This is a genomic window from Eubacterium sp. BIOML-A2, assembly GCF_009680135.1.
GTDB classification, from domain to species: Bacteria; Bacillota; Clostridia; order Lachnospirales; family Lachnospiraceae; genus Faecalicatena; species Faecalicatena contortus_B.
This window is the reverse complement of record NZ_WKZK01000007.1, coordinates 23813-43516: the sequence shown is the minus strand read 5'-3', so window position 1 is coordinate 43516 and position 19704 is coordinate 23813. Positions and strand designations below refer to the sequence as shown.

The 19704-nt window shown below is 47.3% G+C and carries 15 protein-coding genes; 12 read left to right on the top strand and 3 right to left on the bottom strand.

Features of this window, described 5'->3' with window-relative positions; genetic code table 11:
* Positions 1–112 precede the first annotated feature (112 nt).
* Positions 113–277, bottom strand: a complete 165-nt coding sequence (locus tag GKG43_RS04225; protein ID WP_154253258.1) for a hypothetical protein — start codon at positions 275–277, stop codon at positions 113–115.
* Between the two features lie 277 nt (positions 278–554).
* On the opposite strand from GKG43_RS04225, the gene GKG43_RS04220 reads away from it, so the two are divergent.
* The 6 genes from GKG43_RS04220 (at position 555) to GKG43_RS04195 (ending at position 7960) form a co-directional block, all read left to right on the top strand.
* Positions 555–1535 carry a LacI family DNA-binding transcriptional regulator gene (locus tag GKG43_RS04220; RefSeq protein WP_129878744.1) on the top strand — a complete coding sequence of 327 codons (981 nt, stop codon included), beginning with the start codon at positions 555–557 and terminating at the stop codon, positions 1533–1535.
* A gap of 286 nt (positions 1536–1821) precedes the next feature.
* Entirely contained in the window at positions 1822–3150 is a 1329-nt protein-coding gene (locus GKG43_RS04215) for an extracellular solute-binding protein (protein ID WP_055150016.1), read from the top strand.
* A gap of 134 nt (positions 3151–3284) precedes the next feature.
* Positions 3285–4157: a sugar ABC transporter permease gene (locus GKG43_RS04210; protein WP_050641730.1), complete on the top strand. Its 873-nt coding sequence runs from the start codon at positions 3285–3287 to the stop codon at positions 4155–4157.
* Between the two features lie 7 nt (positions 4158–4164).
* Positions 4165–4995 carry a carbohydrate ABC transporter permease gene (locus tag GKG43_RS04205; RefSeq protein ID WP_050641729.1) on the top strand — a complete coding sequence of 277 codons (831 nt, stop codon included), beginning with the start codon at positions 4165–4167 and terminating at the stop codon, positions 4993–4995.
* A gap of 121 nt (positions 4996–5116) precedes the next feature.
* Complete coding sequence (locus GKG43_RS04200) at positions 5117–6460, top strand: glycoside hydrolase family 172 protein (protein ID WP_055150019.1); 1344 nt, start codon at positions 5117–5119, stop codon at positions 6458–6460.
* A gap of 21 nt (positions 6461–6481) precedes the next feature.
* Positions 6482–7960: a glycoside hydrolase family 32 protein gene (locus GKG43_RS04195; protein ID WP_055150022.1), complete on the top strand. Its 1479-nt coding sequence runs from the start codon at positions 6482–6484 to the stop codon at positions 7958–7960.
* Between the two features lie 816 nt (positions 7961–8776).
* Here the strand turns inward: GKG43_RS04195 and GKG43_RS04190 are convergent.
* Positions 8777–10000, bottom strand: a complete 1224-nt coding sequence (locus GKG43_RS04190) for a 6-phosphofructokinase (RefSeq protein WP_055150025.1) — start codon at positions 9998–10000, stop codon at positions 8777–8779.
* A 199-nt stretch (positions 10001–10199) separates the two neighbouring features.
* On the opposite strand from GKG43_RS04190, the gene GKG43_RS04185 reads away from it, so the two are divergent.
* From GKG43_RS04185 to GKG43_RS04165, 5 genes are all read left to right on the top strand, one after another.
* Entirely contained in the window at positions 10200–11216 is a 1017-nt protein-coding gene (locus tag GKG43_RS04185; protein ID WP_050641725.1) for a glycosyltransferase family 2 protein, read from the top strand.
* A 169-nt stretch (positions 11217–11385) separates the two neighbouring features.
* Complete coding sequence (rbr, locus tag GKG43_RS04180; protein ID WP_129878742.1) at positions 11386–11991, top strand: rubrerythrin; 606 nt, start codon at positions 11386–11388, stop codon at positions 11989–11991.
* A gap of 65 nt (positions 11992–12056) precedes the next feature.
* The gene (locus GKG43_RS04175; protein WP_055150028.1) at positions 12057–13799 is read left to right on the top strand and encodes a S8 family peptidase; all 1743 of its coding nucleotides are present in this window, start codon (positions 12057–12059) and stop codon (positions 13797–13799) included.
* Between the two features lie 239 nt (positions 13800–14038).
* The gene (locus tag GKG43_RS04170) at positions 14039–16768 is read left to right on the top strand and encodes a glycoside hydrolase family 2 TIM barrel-domain containing protein (protein ID WP_129878740.1); all 2730 of its coding nucleotides are present in this window, start codon (positions 14039–14041) and stop codon (positions 16766–16768) included.
* A 131-nt stretch (positions 16769–16899) separates the two neighbouring features.
* A complete protein-coding gene (locus GKG43_RS04165) occupies positions 16900–17919 on the top strand; it encodes an NUDIX domain-containing protein (RefSeq protein ID WP_167702507.1) in 1020 nt (339 codons plus the stop codon).
* Between the two features lie 80 nt (positions 17920–17999).
* Here GKG43_RS04165 and GKG43_RS04160 read toward each other — a convergent pair whose 3' ends face one another.
* Positions 18000–18791 (bottom strand): DeoR/GlpR family DNA-binding transcription regulator, encoded by a 792-nt coding sequence (locus GKG43_RS04160; RefSeq protein ID WP_055154338.1) that lies wholly within the window; start codon positions 18789–18791, stop codon positions 18000–18002.
* A 119-nt stretch (positions 18792–18910) separates the two neighbouring features.
* Here GKG43_RS04160 and GKG43_RS04155 point away from each other — a divergent pair, with 119 nt between their 5' ends.
* Positions 18911–19552 (top strand): HAD family hydrolase, encoded by a 642-nt coding sequence (locus GKG43_RS04155; protein ID WP_055154340.1) that lies wholly within the window; start codon positions 18911–18913, stop codon positions 19550–19552.
* Positions 19553–19704: the final 152 nt, after the last annotated feature.

Genomic DNA, 19704 nt, shown 5'->3' with positions numbered 1-19704 from the left:
GGATATACAGAGTTGGGGCGGGATAAACTAATATAGGAGCAGTATAACGTGCATCATCTGTGCTGCTCCTATAAACATTATTAAATTAGGAAAATGCAGGTAAAAGAGTATCTCATCCAACGCCGGGATACCCCATCCTGAATAAGTTACCTGTTAAGGCACTATACTGCATAGTTTCATTATACTGAGCCGGGGTGTATAGATTTTCCAGTCCATAGACTTCCAATACTTTGTAGGAGGCTACAGCCAATAGTACAGCAATAAACTTTTTATACATTGTAATCCCCCCTCTCTATCTAAGTTCTATTAATATCTTACGCATAAAGGTAAATGTATTTTGTAAATTAATGGGTTAATATTGTTATCCATAATTTAGCAGTATTTAAACATTTAAAACTTTGGAATGTTGAGTAGTTTTATAAGGGTATGACATGCCATACATTATATCCTTCTTACGCTTCTGCTCTTTAGCATAAATTGTTTGACTTTTGTCCGAAAATATATTACAACTAGAATTAAGCAGAGCTTAAAATACGAGGAAAGGAGGTCTGATTATGGCAAATATCAGAGATGTTGCAAAAAAGGCAAACGTAGGTCCGACAACGGTTTCACGGGTTCTGAACAACAGCGGTTATGTATCCGATGAGACGCGCCAGAAGATTGAAGCAGCCATGCGTGAACTGGACTACACGCCCAACGAGCTGGCGCGCAATTTATTTCACAAGAAAACAGGGATCATCGCCGTATTAGTTCCCACGGTTGCACACCCGTTTTTTGCTGAATTTGTAGAATATGTGGAAGCAGAGCTGTATAACTGCGGCTACAAGACCATGCTGTGCAATACCGTGAAAGAAGAAAATGCAGAACTCGAATATCTGGATATGTTGAACCGTCATATTGTAGACGGCGTGATCACCGGCGTACACTCACTTGATGTGGAAGAATACCTTAAGATCCACAAGCCGATTGTGGCGCTTGACCGCTACCTGGGCGAAGATATCCCTGTGGTGGCAGTGAACCATAAAAGAGGCGGCAGACTGGCGGCAGAGGAGCTGATCAGAAGCGGCTGTAAGTCCGTACTGCATTTTCGGGGAGCGCAGGAAGTTGAGTCACCATACCATGACAGGCATTATGAATTTGAAAGGATTATGAAAAAGAACCATGTGAAGACATATGCCTATGAACTGGAATGGAACCGTTTTGACGCCGTATATTATAAAAAGGCGGTGGATTCAGTTTTTGAGATGGGAATAGATTTTGACGGAGTATTCGGGGTTGACCAGCTGGCGATCGGTTATATGAATGAAGCGATCAGAAGGCATAAAAAGGTACCGGGGGATGTGAAGATTGTGGCTTATGACGGTACCTACCTGACGGGAATCGTAGAACCACAGGTGACGGCCGTTGCACAGCCTATGGAAGCGTTGGCCAGGGAATCCGTGCGCCTGATGGCAAGGCTGGTAAATGGAAAGACTTACAAAAACAAGCAGGTCTTATTAGAGGTGGAACTTAAAAAAGGAAAGACAACTTTATAATCAGTTCATTGTGAAAGGTGTACAAAATAAAATCAAAATCTTTTGTAGTTATAAACAAAAAAGCAGTAAATTTAAAAAATAAGGTTGACTTTTTTAAATGGAGTTATATAATGGGCTTAAAGTAATCAACAGGTGTACATCCTAGAAAACTTATTTTTTTTGCCGCATTGTGGAACGGGTTCCATGATGCGGCGCGGAACAAGCTGAGGTATTTTTTTTAAACAATGTGGAACGGGTTCCACATTGGGAACAACAAAACAGTATTCGTAATACAAGGAGGAGCATTATGAAGAAAAGAACTTTAAAAAAACTGTTGTCAGCTGTTATGGCCGGTACGATGGCTGTGGGATTGCTAGCGGGATGTTCAGGCGGCAAGGAGCCGGAGCCGAAAGCAGAGTCAGAGGGAGGAGCAACGACGATTAAGTTCGGTATCCATGTGGCAAACCCCCAGGAGCAGGAAGCGGTTACATACAACATTGTGCAGGCATTTAACGAAAAGTATGACGGAAAATATAAGGTGGAGTTTGAGGCTTCCGATAAAGAGTCCCATTCCAAGAATATGAAGCTGGAAGCTTCCGACGGAACACTTCCGCAGATCTTCTGGCTGGATGCCAGCGAGGCTCCGGAATACAGCGACTCCGGCGTACTGATGGACTTATCGGATTTCTTATCCGAAAATTCCGATATCCAGACAGCACTTGGCGGCATGGAAAATGCATTTCAGGATGACAACGGACAGTACGGTCTGCCATACCAGTGTAATGTCCAGGGAATCTTTTACAACAAAGACCTGTTTGATAAGGCAGGGATTGAGTATCCTACGAACGACACTACATACGAAGAATTCATTGAGATGATCAAAAAGCTGAAAGAGAGCGGCGTGACTCCACTGTCAATCGGAAGCAAAAACAGTGCATACGCAATGTGGGAGTTCAATGAGACGCTTGCCAGATATGGATGGGCGGAGAATATCGACAGCATTCTTTCAGGAGAAAAGAAATTCAACAATGAAGACCTGAACGCCTGCTTTGAGAAATTAAAAGGAATTGCGGATGCAGGGGCATTCCCGGAAAATATGGCTACGATTGAATACTTCGACGCGAAGCAGCTCTTTATCGAAGGCAAGGCGGCAATGTTCGGCACCGGCCAGTGGGACTGTGCGGAATTTGATGAAAATATCGGCGAAAAGGTAGGTTTCTGGTGGGGGCCTAAATTTACAGATACGAATTACAACCAGGATATTGCAATGAAGGTTCCGTCCGCACCGATCGTTGTGAATGCAGAGGTTGCAGACGATGACGCAGTGAAAGAGGCAGTTTACGAATTCCTGAAATTCTACTACGGAGAAGATGCTGCAAAGATTTCCTATGAAGGTTCTATTTTCCCGGCAACAAACTATTCCGAAGTTGCAGCAACGGACACACAGTATTCTATGAATGCGATGCTGGAAGCCCTGGCTGCAGGATGGGAGAGCCCGGAGGCAGCGCCGGATCTGACTGTGGTATCCGCAGTACAGGAGGCACTTTACAATTCCATGTTTGGCGTGATGCAGGGAACATATGAGCCGTCCGAAGCTCTGGATAAGATTGACGAGGCTCTGTCCTACAGTAAGTAAAGAGACAGGTTAATACGCAGAAAGCCGGAGTCCCCTCCGTGAGTGCGGAGGGGCTGCGGGTGGATTGTTGACAATGTACTGGTAATGGTTCAGGCATGCCTGAGCTGTTGCGGATTCTATGATTGGAGAAGGATATGCGCTGGTTAAGTAAAAGAAGATATAAAATAGGCCTTCTGATCCCGACACTGCTCGTCTATAGCGTGTTCATCGTCCTGCCGATTGTGATTGCGGTCGGATACAGCTTTACAAAGTATTCCGGCATTGGTAAGGCAAGGTTCCAGGGATTTCAGAATTATATCAGGCTGTTTCAGGATAATGTGTTTTGGATTTCACTGAAGAATACGATGATTATTTTCATACTGGCATTTATCCTGCTGCTGACATTATCATTTCTGATAGCACTGCTTTTAAATAACCGGTTGAAAGGAACCGATTTTTCGAAAGCACTTATATTTTCCCCTGCAATTATTGCGCCCATTATTGTAGGTATTATATGGGTATATATTTTGGATCCGAATATCGGCGTTATTAATAATATTCTGGACGCGGTGGGAGCATCGGCGCTGAAGCACAAATGGATCGGCGGGGAGACATTTTCACCATACAGCATTGCAGTCATTTATTTCTGGCAGCAGCTCGGATATCTGGTGACCATTTTTATTGCCGGACTGAAAATGATTCCGGAAGACGTGCTGGAGGCAGTGAAAATTGACGGAGCAAGCGGTGTGCAGAAGGTACGCTATGTCATCATTCCCATGATGCGCACGACAATCTCGACGGTATCTGTCCTGATTATTACCGGCGTATTCAAAATCTTTGAAATCGTTCAGCAGACAACAGGCGGAGGCCCGAACCACCTGTCAGAGACACTGGTAACCTACAGTTACTCTATGACATTCTCCAGCAGTGATTACGGCTATGGGATGTCTTTGGCTACGATTACCTTTTTGCTGTCGCTTTTGATTACGGGGATTTACTCATTCCTGACCAGAGAGAAAGAGAGGTAGCAGGATTATGATAAATAAAAAGAAGAAGACAGCCATGTATATCCTGATGGTATTGATTACGCTGATGGTTGTATTTCCGTTTATCTGGATGCTGGTGCTTTCCTTTAAAACAAATTCGGAAATATTGTCAGCACCGCTTTCTCTGCCGAAAAGCCTGAACCTGGAAAACTACAGCAATGCGTTTAAAACTTTGGATTTTCTGCAGCTGTATGGAAATACATTATTTGTATGTGTGATATCACTGGTTATCGAATTAATTATTACCTTTTTCAGTTCCTTTGTGATCTCCAGAATGGAGTTTAAGAATAAGAAAATTGTTTCCTTAATATATGGGTTTCTGATTATGGGACTTTCAATCTCACCCTTTATTCTGCTCTTTCCGGTGTATAAAATCAATGTATTCTTTGGATTAAGGGGTAAGCTGGCGCTGATATTCCCATATGTGGCAACATCCATATCCTTCAACACGCTGCTGCTGGTGGGCTACCTGAAGGCGCTTCCTACAGAGATTGATGAGGCCGCCGTGATTGACGGATGCAGCATCTGGGATCTGATGCTGAAGGTGATTCTTCCCATGGCAAAACCGGTCATTGCAACGATTGTAATTTTTAACGTGTTGTATATCTGGAATGAATTCCCATTCGCATCTGTTATGTTGAGAGACATCTCAGATTATACGCTTTCCATGGGGGCGTCCTTCTTTAAAGGAACCTATACGGTGGATTATGGCGGGATTGTAGCGTCCAGTGTGCTGATTATCATACCGGAACTGATTTTCTACGGCATCTTCCAGAAGAATATTGTAGAGGGTATGACGGCCGGGGCCGTAAAAGGCTAAGCCGGGAGCGTTAAATTATAGGCTTCTGCACTTATACACACGTTTTGTACTGAGAACGGACAGATCTGTGTGGACTGTTGTGAATAAATATAACATTGTAAAAGAATTAGGAGGAGATATCATGAGTAAAGTATCAGGATTATTTCAGGATCTGACAACCATAAAAGAGGCCAGAAACGGAAGGCTGGCGAGTTGGGATCAGAGAGGCAAGAACCAGGACTACTGGGAAATTCCTGCAAAAGAAAGCATAACACTGGGAGAGATTGAAGGCCCCGGCTGTATTACGCATATCTGGATGACCTCATCCTGCCGAAGGGTAAAGGCACCCAGCATCCTGGATCCGGTGCAGAATGCATCCGCAGCTCCGGTGATGGAAATCCATCCGGCTCTGGGGGTAATCTGGGACGATTATGATCCGTTTTATTATAGGAAGGCATTGATCAAAATTACATGGGATGACCAGGATACGCCGAGCGTTCTGGCGCCTTTCGGAGATTTCTTTTGTATCGGGAACTGCTATCCGGGGAATTTTTCCTCCCTTCCATTTAATGTATCGCTGAAACCGGAGGAGGCAGGACGCTACGGCGCACCATGTTCTGTATCCTGTTATTTCCCAATGCCATTTAATAAGGAGGCAAAGATTGAGATTATCAATGAAAATGAGCTGCCGTTTATTTTATATTTTAACATTGACTATGAAATGTATAAAAAACCGTTGGATGAAAATACCGCTTATTTCCATACAAGCTGGCACAGAGAGAATCCGTGCGACGGATGGGGACCGGATATTCAGGTGAATTCACCGGAGGTCAATAATGTTACTAATTTGAAAGGGGAAGGCAATTACACCGTCCTGGACGTGGAAGGAACAGGCCATTACGTGGGATGCAACCTGACCGTGAAGCATTACCAGGGCAGTTGGTGGGGCGAAGGAAACGACATGTTTTTTATTGACGGGGAAGAGTATCCAAGCCTCAATGGCACCGGAACGGAGGATTACTTTAACCATGCATGGGGTATGCAGCGCAACGCATTCCCATTCTTTGGAACCATTGTGCACGAAGGGGATACGGACGGATTCCATGTATCCTACCGGTTCCATATTACAGATCCGGTCAGATTTGAAAAGCGCCTTCGCGTAACGATTGAGCATGGTCATGCAAACCATTTGTCGGACGACTGGAGTTCTACGGCTTACTGGTATCAGACCCTGCCGACCGCAAAGCCGCTTACGATCCTTCCAGTGGAGGAGCGTCTGCCGAATGTGCCTGTGCTTCCCGAAAGAGACCTGAAGATGCCACAGTTAACAGAAGAAATGCAGGCGGCCAGGGATTCTTACGAGAAACGCTGGGAAGAGTACTCTCCGGCAAGGCAGGAGCAATTCAGAATCAAGGAGAACAAAGCACGCCGTGAGTCGGCGCTCAATACGGAGTTTGCAAAAAAACTGCGTGAAGAATACAAGTAATGGGAGAACTGGAGGCGTTTTATGTCTAAGGAATTAATGCAGCAAAATATCGAGAAAGCCCAGAGGGAGATTGATGCGAAAAAGGAATGCGTGAGAAAGGGCAAAATGCGCCAGCACTACCACTTTATGCCGCAGACCGGCTGGCTCAATGATCCGAACGGGCTGATTTACTACAAGGGAAAATATCATTTTTTCTACCAGTACAACCCATACGAGGGATTCTGGTCCTGCATGCACTGGGGACATGCGGTGAGCGGAGATCTGATACACTGGGAATACCTGCCCCTTGCGCTGGCTCCAAGTGAAAGCTATGACGACCATCACCAGGGCGGATGTTTCTCGGGAAGCGCGATCGAGCATGACGGGAAACTATTCCTGATGTATACGGGGACAACGAATAATGGGAAGGGCTTTGAGCAGTCCCAGTGTATTGCATACAGCGAGGATGGGATCCATTTTGAAAAATACGAGGGAAACCCGGTTCTGACCGCACCTGAGGGGATTCCGGGAGACTTCTTCCGTGACCCGAAGCTCTGGAAGCACGAGGACACCTATTATGTGGTCTGTGGGGCGAACAAAGACGGTATGGCCCAGGCGCTTTTATACAAGTCACAAGACATGTTTCACTGGGAATTTGTGAATATCCTGGCCGAAAGCCGGGGCGAGTGGGGATATATGTGGGAGTGCCCGGATTTTTACCCCATCGGTGACAAATACGTCCTGATGTTCTCCCCTATGGGGGCAAAAGAAAGAACCAGTGTATATCTGGTAGGTGATTTTGACTATCAGACCGGAAAATTCTACTATACCGTATCCGGGGAAATCGACTGGGGATTCGACTACTATGCCCCGCAGTCATTCCTGTCCCCGGACGGCAGGCGGATCATCGTCGGATGGGCCAATGCCTGGGACTGGATGCCGTTCTGGAAGGACTGGGGGCCCACCTACAAGGAAGGGTGGTGCGGATTCTTCAATCTTCCGAGGGAGGTCGTGCTCTGCAAGGACAATACCCTGCAGTTTTTGCCGGTCAGAGAACTGGAACAGCTCAGACGGGATGAGCAGATACAGCGAAATGTAACATTAAAGGCGGAAACCCCCCTCCTGTTCCGGGAAGGCAGCGTATACGAGGCAAAGCTCAAAATTAACCTAAAAGAATCAACCGCAAAGAAGATCTGTATGGAATTGCGCTCCTCAGACGAAAAGAAAACGCTGGTAGTCTTCGATTTTGAAAAAGCAGAGATCAGCTTTGACAGAAGTCAGGCAGACGGCTGGAGCAAGGGCATTGCCAAAAGTCCATTGAATCTGCTGGGAAAGGACTACTTGGATATCCATATATTCTCAGACCAGAGTTCAGTAGAAATGTTCAGCAATCATTACCAGAATAACATATCATGCAATATATTCGCCCCGGAAACAGCGTGCGGGAATTACATAACGGCACAGGGGGGGGAACTAAGTATTGAGATTATGGAAACTTGGGATTTGGAGGGCGTGATGTAGGGGACGCTTGCCGAGAGCCGGGACGTGCTGTGAAAAGCGCCTATCCTGTTGGAAATACTGGCCGCTGCGCCAAGCAGCAGTAAGAGGAAATCCGCAAAATCAGCCGGAACCGAACACATTCACCGCTTAATCTGATGATTAAACGGCTCAGGTGTTCTGGAAAGTTGCTTCGGAAGCAACTTTCCTCCGGCTGATTTCGCGGATTTCCTCTAACTGCTGCTACGCTCGCTTGAAGCATTTCCAACAGGATAGGCGCTTTTCACAGCACGTCCCGGCTCTCGGCAAGCTGGTTCATCAGGCCGGCAGGCAAAAGACAGTTCCCTGTTGGGGCACGGACGGGGGCGCCGGATATTTCAAGCATAGTTACAAAACTATTTCAGTACATTTAAGGAAGATGTAAGCCACGCATAGACATATCCATCCGCCTCCCCGGTCTGGTTCCCCAATCAGGGGAACCAGTCTTTACTGCCGGTCGGATGAACCAGCCTGGCGGGGAACGGGACGGGATGCAGACGTAAGCATATATCTGTCTGGAGTACATAGAGCGAGCTTAGCAGCAGTTAGAGGAAACGGAAAAAATCAGCCGGACAAAAGTTGATTCCGAATCAACTTTTGAATACGCCTGAGCCGTCTGCTCATCAGAGCAGGCGGTGAATGCGTATGGTGCCGGCTGATTTTTTCCGTTTCCTCTTACTGCTGCTTAGCGCAGCGGGCAGTATTCCAGACAGATATATGCTTACGTCTGCATCCCGTCCCGTTCCCCGTCAGGCGTCCCCTTTCATCCGCTCCCAAGCCTAAAACTCGTAAGCCACAAACCTACTTCCTGTATGCGAACATGGGTACCCCGTCCTCCATTGGAACATGGACTTCCCCCTGGATCAGAGGCTTTGCATAGTCGATAAATGCATCGCCCACATCCGTGCCTTCTCTCGTAATCCATTCTGCCGGAACTGTTTTTTCCCTGTTGCAGACATGGTTGACATCGGTTGTTACGTAATCAATTGTATAGGGCTTGTCCTGGATTCTTTTGAAAGCAATCATCTTTCCGGTTTCGCCTTCCAGCGCACACTTTACGCCAAAGGCGCCGGAGGCGATGGCCTCTTTTTGGTCTGTGCCGGAGAGCATGGTGCTGGAGCAGCGCTGGGATACGTTTAGTTCTACGGAACGGACTTTGATGCCCAGCCGTTCCTTGATCAGATTCTCCAGATATTTTCCCGAGCCGGCCAGCATCTTGTGGCCAAAGGCGTCTACGCCTACGTCGCTGGCAAACTCGCAGATGAAGGTGCCGTCTTTGTCATGAATACCTTCGGATATACATACAACCAGGTTGGGAGTTTGTTCCAGGGCTTCCTCCACTTTTTGAAGGAATGCTTCCTGGTCAAATGCAGCCTCAGGAAGATAGATCAGAACCGGATTGTCTCCCTCGAACTTCCGGGCCAGAGCGCTGGCGGCGGTCAGCCAGCCGGCATGGCGTCCCATGATTTCTACGATGGTAACGGATTTTTTATTGTCATATACGGAGGCGTCCAGGGTGATTTCTCTGACCGTAGATGCAATGAATTTGGCGGCGCTGCCGAAGCCCGGGGTGTGGTCGGTCTCCACCAGATCGTTGTCGATTGTCTTGGGAATCCCGATGAATTTGATATCGCTGCCGGTTTTAGCGGCATAGCGGGAGAGTTTGCTTACGGTATCCATGGAGTCGTTTCCACCGATATAGAAAAAATATCCGATATTTAATGCATTAAGCTTTTCCATTAGCTCTGGATATACCGGATCGTCCAGATCCTCGGGAAGTTTATAGCGGCAGGATCCCAGATAGGATCCGGGAGTCGTCTTGATCAATTCCAGTTCGCCGGAGCGTTCCAGAGGCTCCATATCCATGTAATGCCCGGCGAGGAAGCCCTCGATTCCGTTGATCATTCCATATACAGCGCCAAAAGAATCTTCCCGGTTCAATGCCTCATATACAACGCCGTAAAGGCTGGCATTGATGACTGCGGTTGGTCCGCCTGACTGGCCCACGATAACATTTTTCTTCATAAATAATCCCTCCAAAGCTATTTTCGTTTTTGTCATACCTATAACTATAATGGAAAAAGACATATTTTACAATAGGTTACTATGTGCGGCCCCGTGGATAGTAACTGTAACAGGTACAAAAACGGATTTTGTGATAAAACAGTTGGAAATTTGGTGAATGTGCAGTATAATTGCTGTATCTGAGTAAAGAGGTGTTCTTATGAAATTTATATCATTTGCAATTCCATGCTATAATTCTGAAGCGTATATGGAAAAGGCGATACAATCAATATTAAAGGGCGGGGAGGATGTGGAGATCATCATTGTGAATGACGGCTCCAAGGACGGTACAGAAGAGATTGCCCGTCATTATGCAGATTTGTATCCAACGATTATTAAGGCGGTAAACAAGGAGAACGGGGGACACGGCGATGCTGTCAATGCGGGATTGGCTCATGCCACAGGTCGATACTTTAAGGTGGTGGACAGCGATGACTGGGTAGATGAGGAGGCCCTCAGGCAGATCCTGGAAGCAGTCAGGGGCTTTGTGCAGACGGAGACGGAAGTGGACATGATTGTTTCAAATTATGTGTATGAAAAGGTTGGGGTTGAGCATAAGAAGGTCATCCATTACCGCAATGTGCTGCCGCAGAACCAGATATTCCATTGGGACGATATCGGGCATTTCCGGCTGGACCAGTATATCCTGATGCATTCCGTCCTCTACCGGACCGAAATGCTGAAGTTATGCCAGCTCAGGCTGCCGAAGCATACATTTTATGTGGATAACATTTACGTGTATTACCCCCTGCCGCATGTGCGTACGATCTACTATATGGATGTTGACTTCTACAGGTATTTTATCGGGCGAGAGGATCAATCCGTTAACGAAAAGGTGATGATCAGCAGGATAGACCAGCAGATATTCGTAAACAAGTGCATGATAAATATGTATGAACTGCGGATGATTTCCAGTAAAAAGCTGCGTAAATACATGATTAATTACCTTGCAATTATGATGACTGTATCCTCGATTTTGTGTATCCGTTCCAAGAAAAAGGCGAATCTGGAAAAGAAGGCGGAACTGTGGCAGTATCTGAAGAAAAAGGATTACGGCACTTACTTTAAGATTCGTTACGGAATCCTGGGCCAGACGATCAATCTTCCCGGCAAGTCCGGACGAAAGGTATCCTCCATGGCTTACAGCGTGGCAAGAAGGCTTATCGGGTTTAATTAGCTGATACGGTACGATTGGATATTACGAAACGTTTTATGATTTACGGTCCGGCAAAAGTTATGGAACAGAATCTGCACAGCCGCATGTGCGTAAAGAAAATATTTTAACTGAAAAGAGAATATTTTACCAGCCATGGTACATACTAGTAATAAAAAAAGGAGTGTGTATTATGGCTGTTAATTTTTCAGAAAGTAAAACAAAAGAAAACCTGATGAGAGCATTTGCCGGGGAGAGTCAGGCAAGAAACAGATATACGATCGCTGCAGATAAGGCAAGAGAGATGAAAATGTATACGATTGCCGACATCTTTTTGTATACGGCTGATCAGGAGCGCGCCCATGCGGAGAGATATTACGAGCTGCTTAAAGATCTGTCCGGTGAGACAATCTTTATTGACGGCGGTTATCCGGTAGATCAGCAGACGACTTTGGCTGAGCTTCTGAGAGCTGCGGAGCACAACGAAAAAGAGGAATATGAGGATGTTTACCAGGAATTTGGTGATGTGGCTAAGGAAGAAGGCTTTTTAGAGGCTGCGTCTGCATTCTATCAGATCGCAGAGATTGAACACATCCACCAGGTTCGTTTTGGTGAAATAGCCGGCATGTTGGAGACCAACCAATACTTTGCTTGTGAGAATGAGAGCAAATGGATCTGTACGAACTGCGGATATATCCACGAGGGAAAACAGGCTCCGGCTGTATGTCCGGTCTGCCGCCATGCGCAGGGGTATTTTCTGCCATATGCATATGCTGCATATAAGGGAGAAGGAAGATAGCCAGAAAAGATATACCCAAACGGGTAAGAACCATCTGTTAACTGAATAGTCAAAAGGAGCGGGATATGAGCCAGAAAGTAGAGAATCTGCTGAACCTTGCATTAGATGCTACGGAAGAAGAACGCGTCAAGTCACTGGAGCTGGAGGTGGGATATAACCCGATTGACAGAGAATGGGATCTGGTGATTAAGTATTCGGGTTCCCTTGATCCGGTGAGAGCGCTGGCAACGTCTGTGACGGAACTGACAAATGAGTATGCTGTTATCACAGTACGGGAATCTGTGATTGACAGGCTGGCATCCATTCCCCAGATAGAGTATATTGAAAAACCAAAGAGGCTGTTTTTTCAGGTGGCGAACGGAAAGAGAGTTTCCTGCATCAATCCGGTGCAGCGAACTCCTTTTTCTTTGTTCGGAAACGGCGTGCTGACTGCCGTAATAGACAGTGGAATTGATTATGCCAACGAGGACTTCAGAAATCCGGATGGAACCACCAGAATACGGGCTCTGTGGGATCAGACGATTCCGGGCAGCCCGCCGGAAGGCTATGCCATCGGCACGGAATATACACAGGAGCAGATCAACGAGGCTCTTGCACAGGACTCCAGAGAGGCGCGGGAGCGAATTGTGCCAAGCAGGGATACTTCGGGCCATGGGACCGCGGTCGCAGGAATTGCAGCGGGCAACGGCGCCGGGAGTCCTGGCCGCCAGTATGCGGGGGTGGCGTCGGCCAGTGATTTGCTTGTCGTTAAGCTGGGAATTCCCCGGGATGAAGGCTTCCCCAGAACAACGGAACTGATGATGGGGGTAGATTATGCGGTTCGCAAAGCTCTGGAGTACCAAATGCCTGTGGCCGTGAATATTAGTTTTGGAAATACATATGGTTCCCACGACGGAACTTCCCTGCTGGAGCGCTTTCTGGATGATATTTCTAATTACTGGAAGTGTGCAGTTTGTGTGGGCAGCGGAAATGAAGGAACCAGTGCCGGCCACACCTCCGGCAGGCTGACAGTGAATGTGGAAGAAAGTGTGCAGCTGGGGGTACAGGCTAACGAGCCCACGGTCAATGTGCAGCTTTGGAAATCCTATGTGGATACAGTGGATATTTCCCTGATCAGCCCATCGGGAGTGCGGGTGGGCCCGATTCAGGAGATCCTTGGCTCTCAGCGATTTATCCTGGGTAATACGGAGATACTTCTATATTATGGGGAACCGAAACCGTACAGCGTCAAGCAGGAAATATTTATTGACTTCCTGCCCAGACAGACCTATATAGACAGCGGCGTATGGCAGATTATCCTATCGCCGCGCAGGGTGGTGACAGGAGAATATGAGATGTGGCTGCCCAGTCAGAGCGCACTGAATATAGGGACCGGGTTTTTATTTCCAAAGAGTGATACGACGCTCACCATACCCTCTACGGCACTCCGGGTGATAACCGTGGGTGCATATAATAGTCTGACATTCAGTTATGCAGACTTTTCGGGCCGGGGGCCGGCGGCGCTCTATGAGTATGCTGCGGTGCCAAAGCCGGATCTTGTGGCTCCGGGGGTAAACGTAACGACTGTGGTGCCCGGCGGGGGCTATGCACAGTTCACCGGAACTTCATTTGCCGCGCCCTTTGTGACCGGAAGCGCGGCACTGCTGATGGAGTGGGGGATTGTGAAAGGGAATGACTCCTATTTGTATGGGGAGAAGGTGAAGGCCTATCTGCGGAGAGGGGCGAGAGAACTTCCGGGATTTGATCGGTGGCCGAATAACCAGATGGGGTATGGGGCGCTTTGTGTGCGGGATAGTATTCCGGTATAAGGTTTACATGCTGCCGAATAGGTTGTTTTAACAGATTTTTAAATAGACATCTAAATAAATGGTCGAATATGCTCTTTTTGGGAGCGTTATTAATAACTATTGGACAATCGTCAATGATATAATAAACCACAACTACAAGACGAGAATGTTCAGATCGAATCATTTTCAGACACAGAAACATACTTACCTGACAAAACAACGAACCAGAGGTACAGTAAAAATAGATAAGGAGACAACAAATGAGATATAATTTTGACAGAGAATGGAAATTTTCACTGGGGGACTTTGGTATTTTACCGGAATCCATGTCGCATGGAGCCGTCTATGGCTTTTCAAAAGCCGGCGGGATTACAGGCGCTGCGGCTCTGGAATTTGATGATTCGATCTGGGAGACAGTGGATCTCCCCCATGACTGGCAGCACAGCCAGGAGCTTGACCTTACTGCCCCCGCAGACCATGGATACCGCAGGGGGCTCAAAGGCTGGTACCGCAAAAAATTCTGTTTAGATGAATGTGACAAATACCGTTCACTTAGCCTGGTTTTTGACGGAATTGCAGGCATAACTGATATATACCTGAACGGATGTAAGCTGTACCATAATGAAAGCCGCTACAATAGCTTTTGTGTGAATATTACAGACATTGCAAATTACGGGAAGAAGCCGAATATTCTTGCAGTAGAGATTGACTGCAGTATCTGGGAGGGCTGGTGGTATGAAGGCTCGGGGATATACCGGCATGTCTGGCTGTTGAAGGAGCCTCTGGTACATCCGGTTTACAGCGGTATCTTTGTGCGGCCGGAACGGGTAGATGACGGCTGGAAGACGCATATAGAGGCCGAACTTGAAAATGCATCCGGGGAAGAGCAGCGGTATCAGTGCATCGTAGAACTGTGCGATGAGGATGGGAATGTACTGCCGGATATGCAGTACAGCACAGAGGGAACGGCAAAAGCGTTTGAGAGATTCAAGGTATGCTGTGAAATGAAAATAGAGGATCCCTTTTTGTGGGATATTGACCGCCCATATCTCTACCACTGCAAGGTGCGGCTGAAAGCTGGGGAAACCACAGATGAAACAGTCATCCCCTATGGTTATCGGACAATAAAAGTTGATGCAGACAAGGGCTTTTGGCTGAATGGACAGAGGGTGAAGCTTCTGGGGACATGTAATCATCAGGATCATGCCGGAATCGGGGCCGCACTGCCCGATGAGGTTCAGAGATACCGTCTGAAAATTCTGAAGGATATGGGCTGTAATGCCTATCGGTGCGTTCACCATAATCCCACGCCGGAACTGCTTGACCTATGTGACCGGATGGGCATTCTGGTGATGGATGAAAACCGGACATTCAGTACGGCGGAGGACGCAATGCGGCGGCTTAGGGGGATGGTGCGGCGGGACAGGAACCATCCGTGCGTTGTCATATATTCCGTATTTAATGAAGAGCCGCTGCAGGGCACCGCAAAGGGAAGAAAGATAGCAGAAAGGATGACGGCCCAAATAAAAGCGCTCGATCCGGACCGCCCTGTTCTGGGTGCATTTAACGGCGGTTATATGGAGGAAGAAGGAGCTGCCACAGTATTTGACATCACAGGTATCAATTATTATACGGACAGTTACGATGCTTTTCATAAAAAATATCCGCATCAGCCGGTTGCAGCCTCTGAATTAGTGTCCGCATTTTCTACAAGAGATACTTACAGAGATAATGAAGAAGAACAGGTATTCAGCAATTATGATGAAAAAACGGCACCCTGGGGAGAAACAGTGCGGGCAGCCAATGAGTCCGTTTTATCCAGAGACTTTATTATGGGGATGTTTGTATGGACCGGATTTGATTACCGGGGGGAACCCTCTCCTTATGAATGGCCGAGTGTAAGTTCTCATTTCGGAATAATAGATACCTGTGGATTTCCCAAGGATACTTATTATCTATATCAGGCCTGCTGGAAAAATGAGACAGTACTCCATCTTCTGCCGCATTGGAACCACAAAAGAGGGGAGACAGTACGGGTAATGACTTTCAGCAATTGTGAGGAAGTGGAACTCTTCTTGAATGGGCGGTCTATGGGCAGAAAGAAAAATGAGATATATGAACAGTGCGCCTGGGATATTGAATTTGAGCCGGGAACGCTGCGCGCGGCAGGCTATATCTCAGAAAAGCAGGTTATAGAGGCAGCACGTAAAACTGCAGGGGAAGCTGTTTCAATCCGGGTAGAATCCAATCGCAATTATGTGAATTACAGTACAAAGGATGCGCTGATACTAAACATATCGGTGGTTGATGCGAAAGGGGAAGTCCAGCCTTTGGAGGAGGGATATATAAAGGCTGCCGTTTCGGGGGCGAAGCTGCTCGGGGCAGGTAACGGCGATCCGAACAATCATGACCGTGAGGAAGACGGGCGGGTCAGGTTATTCCGCGGACGCTGTCAGATCATACTGCAGGCCGAGGATCAGGAGTACCTGCAGGTAACATTAGTTTCTGAGAAATTGGGGGAGTACACCGGAAAGTGGGAGATCCGCAGAGCGGAAGACGAAAAAGAAATATTGAGTGTGGATGCGGTGTTTGTGGGCGGCTGGAGGATGTCTCATAAAGCAGTGAGGGAAAAACCGGATCTGCACCTGAGTATGGATAAGTCTGATATGAACACGCTGGAACCTGTTGAATTCGAGGGAAAGGCACAGTCACAGTTATCCGGAAAAGACGGTTGGCACTGCCTATACCGGTCGACAGAGATTTCGCAAAAGGACGCTGGAAAAACCCTATGCTTTCACAAGGTGGCAGGCGATGTTGAAGTGTATCTGGGAGAGGAATGCCTGGCCCGAAATTCCTTTGTAATGCCCGGTGAATTGACGGTAACAATTCCAAGTCGAGCCGGGGAAGACTGTGTGCTGTCCGTGATTGTAAGAAATACGGCGGCGGACCGGAAAGCGGGAATCTTCGAACCGGTGTTATTGATTCCATGACTGATATACAGAAGCTCCAAAAAACTGCAAAATTCCATCTGACTGTGTTAGAATAGAAAAAGATAAAAGTTACTATGCACGGCCCATGGTGCGTGTATAGTAACAGATAAAATCAGATGGGAGATGGAAAAATGTTTAAATTGAGTACATTATGTTATATTGAAAAAGATAACCGTTACCTGATGCTGCACCGGACCGTGAAAGAGAATGATGTGAATAAGGATAAATGGATCGGTGTGGGCGGGCATTTCGAGGACAGGGAGTGCCCGGAGGAATGCCTGCTCAGAGAGGTTTGGGAAGAGACCGGCTTTATCCTGACCTCCTACAAATACCGTGGACTTGTTACCTTTGTGTATGGTGAAGACACGGTTGAATATATGTCGTTGTATACTGCGGACGGCTTTACAGGCGAGCAGACTGCCTGCGATGAAGGGGAGCTGGAGTGGGTAGATAAGAAAGAAGTCCTGGGCCTGAATCTATGGGAAGGGGACAAGATTTTCTTCCGCCTTCTGGACGAGGGCAGAGAATTCTTTTCTCTTAAGCTAGTATATGATGAGACGGATACGCTCCAATATGCGGCGCTGGACGGAAAAGAGATGGAATTATTCGATATACTGAATCCCGACGGCAGTAAGACAGGGATTGTCAGGGAGCGGGGCGTTGCCCACAGAGAGGGCAGCCTTCATGCTGCCTCACATATATGGGTAGTGCGGAAAAAGGAAAAGGGCGGTTATGATGTTCTTCTGCAAAAACGCAGCGCTGTCAAAGATTCGAATGCCGGATGCTACGATATTTCATCTGCAGGACATGTGGCGGCAGGGGATGAATATTTGACTACTGCGGTAAGAGAGCTTAAGGAGGAGCTTGGACTCCGGGCAGCGCCTAAAGATCTGAAGTTTATAGGTATTCACCATGGCGGGTTCGAGGACGTATTCTATGGCATGCCCTTCAAAGATGACGAGCTCAGCGCCGTGTATGTGTACAGTGAACCTGTGGACGTCGAGGGACTGAGGCTGCAGGAGGAAGAGGTGGAAGAAGTGATATGGATGGATTATGGCGATTGCCGCAGGGGGATTCTGGACGGAACACTTGACAACTGTATTTATATAGAAGAGTTTGAGATGGTAGGAAAATATCTTGGGGTGCTGTAGCTGCCGGGGACTCCGGCCTCTGTCAGACCGTACCGTGCAGCGGCCTGACGGGGGATGATACCCGCATGATCCGTTTCGTTCTAACAGAGAATCAATCCCGGATTGATCTTTTCTAATTTTTCTTTTTTATCTGGATCCAATTCATTATCAGTCAGAATGTAGTCAAAATCTGAAAGCTCCGCGTATTTTACAAAGCTGTTTCCGGCAAATTTTGTGTGATCCGCCATAAGAAAGGAGCAGCTGCTCTGCTCACGGAAGGTTCTTTTTAGCGCAGCATCCAGTTCATCTGTAGTGGTGATGCCAAAATCCAGTGAACAGAACATCGTGCCTACAAAGCTCTTATCCACATGATAATGCCTGCAGAATTCTATGGTCGAAAGGTCGAGAGTACCGCCGATCTGCTCCTGATAAGTTCCAGGCGCAACAAGGAGCCTGATTTTCCGGTTGGTGCTGAGCTGTTGGATGGCAGAGAGGGAATTCGTAATCAGCGTGGCGTGGATGTCGGGAAAGTATTTTATAAGCTGAATGGTGGTGGTGCCTGAATCCAGGAAAATGGTGTCGCCTTCTTTTATAAAGCTGGCGGCTTTTTTTCCGATTGACTGTTTGTACTGCCTCATTTTTTCATTGCGGGACGAAAAATTCGGAACCACTGCTCTGTTTTTACTTAGATGGGCGCCGCCGTAATGGGTCTCTAGGATTCCCTGCCTGGCAAAGAAGTGAAGGTCCCGACGGATTGTCATGGGAGAAACGGAAAATGCCTGTGCCAGTTCATTGACAGACACCTCCCCATTTTCCTCCAGGATCTGCAGAATTTTCTGGCGTCGTCCGATTCCGTCAAGATTTGTTTGATCTGGTTCGTTTTGATGATTCATGGCACATAATCTCCTTTGAAAATGGGTAAATAAAACATAAATAAACATTAATAAATGTTCCTACATGTGTTATTATAAACCTGTAACAAACAGAATGCAAGGCAGGGGGAATAGGAGATTTGAAATATGACGCAGTGATTTTTGATGTAGATGGAACTTTAATTGATACGGAGAATACGATTTTGCTGTCTTTACAGCACATGCTGCTGCGGATGACGGGGAAAATGTACCGGCCTGAGGAACTCTATTTTGCTTTGGGAATTCCAGGCGCCAGGGCCCTGGAGCTGCTTGAGCTAGAGGAGGCGGACAAAGCGATGAAGATGTGGCTGGACTACAGCGCCAGATATGAATTTCTCCAAAAACCTTTCCAGGGAATTCCTGAAACACTGCAGCGCCTGAAAGACGCAGGCCTCAGATTAGGGATCGTAACTTCCAGAACCAGGGAAGAGTTTAAGAAGAGCGTGGAAAGATATGATTTTGTCCGGAAACTTGAAGTCATCATCTGTGCGGATGACACGAAAAAACATAAACCGGATGCGGGGCCACTTCTTGCGGCGCTGGAAAAGCTTGATCTTGCACCCTCCCGTGCGCTGTACGTGGGAGATTCCACGTACGACATGGCTTGTGCCAAGGCAGCAGGGGTCCACGGGGCACTGGCGCTTTGGGGGGCTCACGAGACGGAAAAGATCCCTTCTGTATACCGTCTGGCGGATCCGGTGGACATTACAAGGATTTTGCTGCAGATGAAGGAAGTTTCCTAATACACCTACCTGGATGGAGGCGTCTGCCGGAATGTGTTGCAAGAAGTGTCTGTTCTGTAGGAAATACGATCCATTGTGCGGAGAAGCAGTGAGAGGAGATCTGTAAAATCAGCCGGAGCCGAACACATTCACCCCTTAATCAGATGATTAAG

What these genes read in the sequence shown, in the direction of transcription:
- GKG43_RS04170 (WP_129878740.1), top strand. Translation starts at nt 14,039, where the DNA reads ATGAGATATAATTTTGACAGAGAATGGAAATTTTCACTGGGGGACTTT.
- GKG43_RS04165 (WP_167702507.1), top strand. Translation starts at nt 16,900, where the DNA reads ATGTTTAAATTGAGTACATTATGTTATATTGAAAAAGATAACCGTTAC.
- GKG43_RS04200 (WP_055150019.1), top strand. Translation starts at nt 5,117, where the DNA reads ATGAGTAAAGTATCAGGATTATTTCAGGATCTGACAACCATAAAAGAG.
- GKG43_RS04225 (WP_154253258.1), bottom strand. Translation starts at nt 277, where the DNA reads ATGTATAAAAAGTTTATTGCTGTACTATTGGCTGTAGCCTCCTACAAA.
- GKG43_RS04175 (WP_055150028.1), top strand. Translation starts at nt 12,057, where the DNA reads ATGAGCCAGAAAGTAGAGAATCTGCTGAACCTTGCATTAGATGCTACG.
- GKG43_RS04190 (WP_055150025.1), bottom strand. Translation starts at nt 10,000, where the DNA reads ATGAAGAAAAATGTTATCGTGGGCCAGTCAGGCGGACCAACCGCAGTC.
- rbr (WP_129878742.1), top strand. Translation starts at nt 11,386, where the DNA reads ATGGCTGTTAATTTTTCAGAAAGTAAAACAAAAGAAAACCTGATGAGA.
- GKG43_RS04215 (WP_055150016.1), top strand. Translation starts at nt 1,822, where the DNA reads ATGAAGAAAAGAACTTTAAAAAAACTGTTGTCAGCTGTTATGGCCGGT.
- GKG43_RS04185 (WP_050641725.1), top strand. Translation starts at nt 10,200, where the DNA reads ATGAAATTTATATCATTTGCAATTCCATGCTATAATTCTGAAGCGTAT.
- GKG43_RS04210 (WP_050641730.1), top strand. Translation starts at nt 3,285, where the DNA reads ATGCGCTGGTTAAGTAAAAGAAGATATAAAATAGGCCTTCTGATCCCG.
- GKG43_RS04160 (WP_055154338.1), bottom strand. Translation starts at nt 18,791, where the DNA reads ATGAATCATCAAAACGAACCAGATCAAACAAATCTTGACGGAATCGGA.
- GKG43_RS04205 (WP_050641729.1), top strand. Translation starts at nt 4,165, where the DNA reads ATGATAAATAAAAAGAAGAAGACAGCCATGTATATCCTGATGGTATTG.
- GKG43_RS04195 (WP_055150022.1), top strand. Translation starts at nt 6,482, where the DNA reads ATGTCTAAGGAATTAATGCAGCAAAATATCGAGAAAGCCCAGAGGGAG.
- GKG43_RS04220 (WP_129878744.1), top strand. Translation starts at nt 555, where the DNA reads ATGGCAAATATCAGAGATGTTGCAAAAAAGGCAAACGTAGGTCCGACA.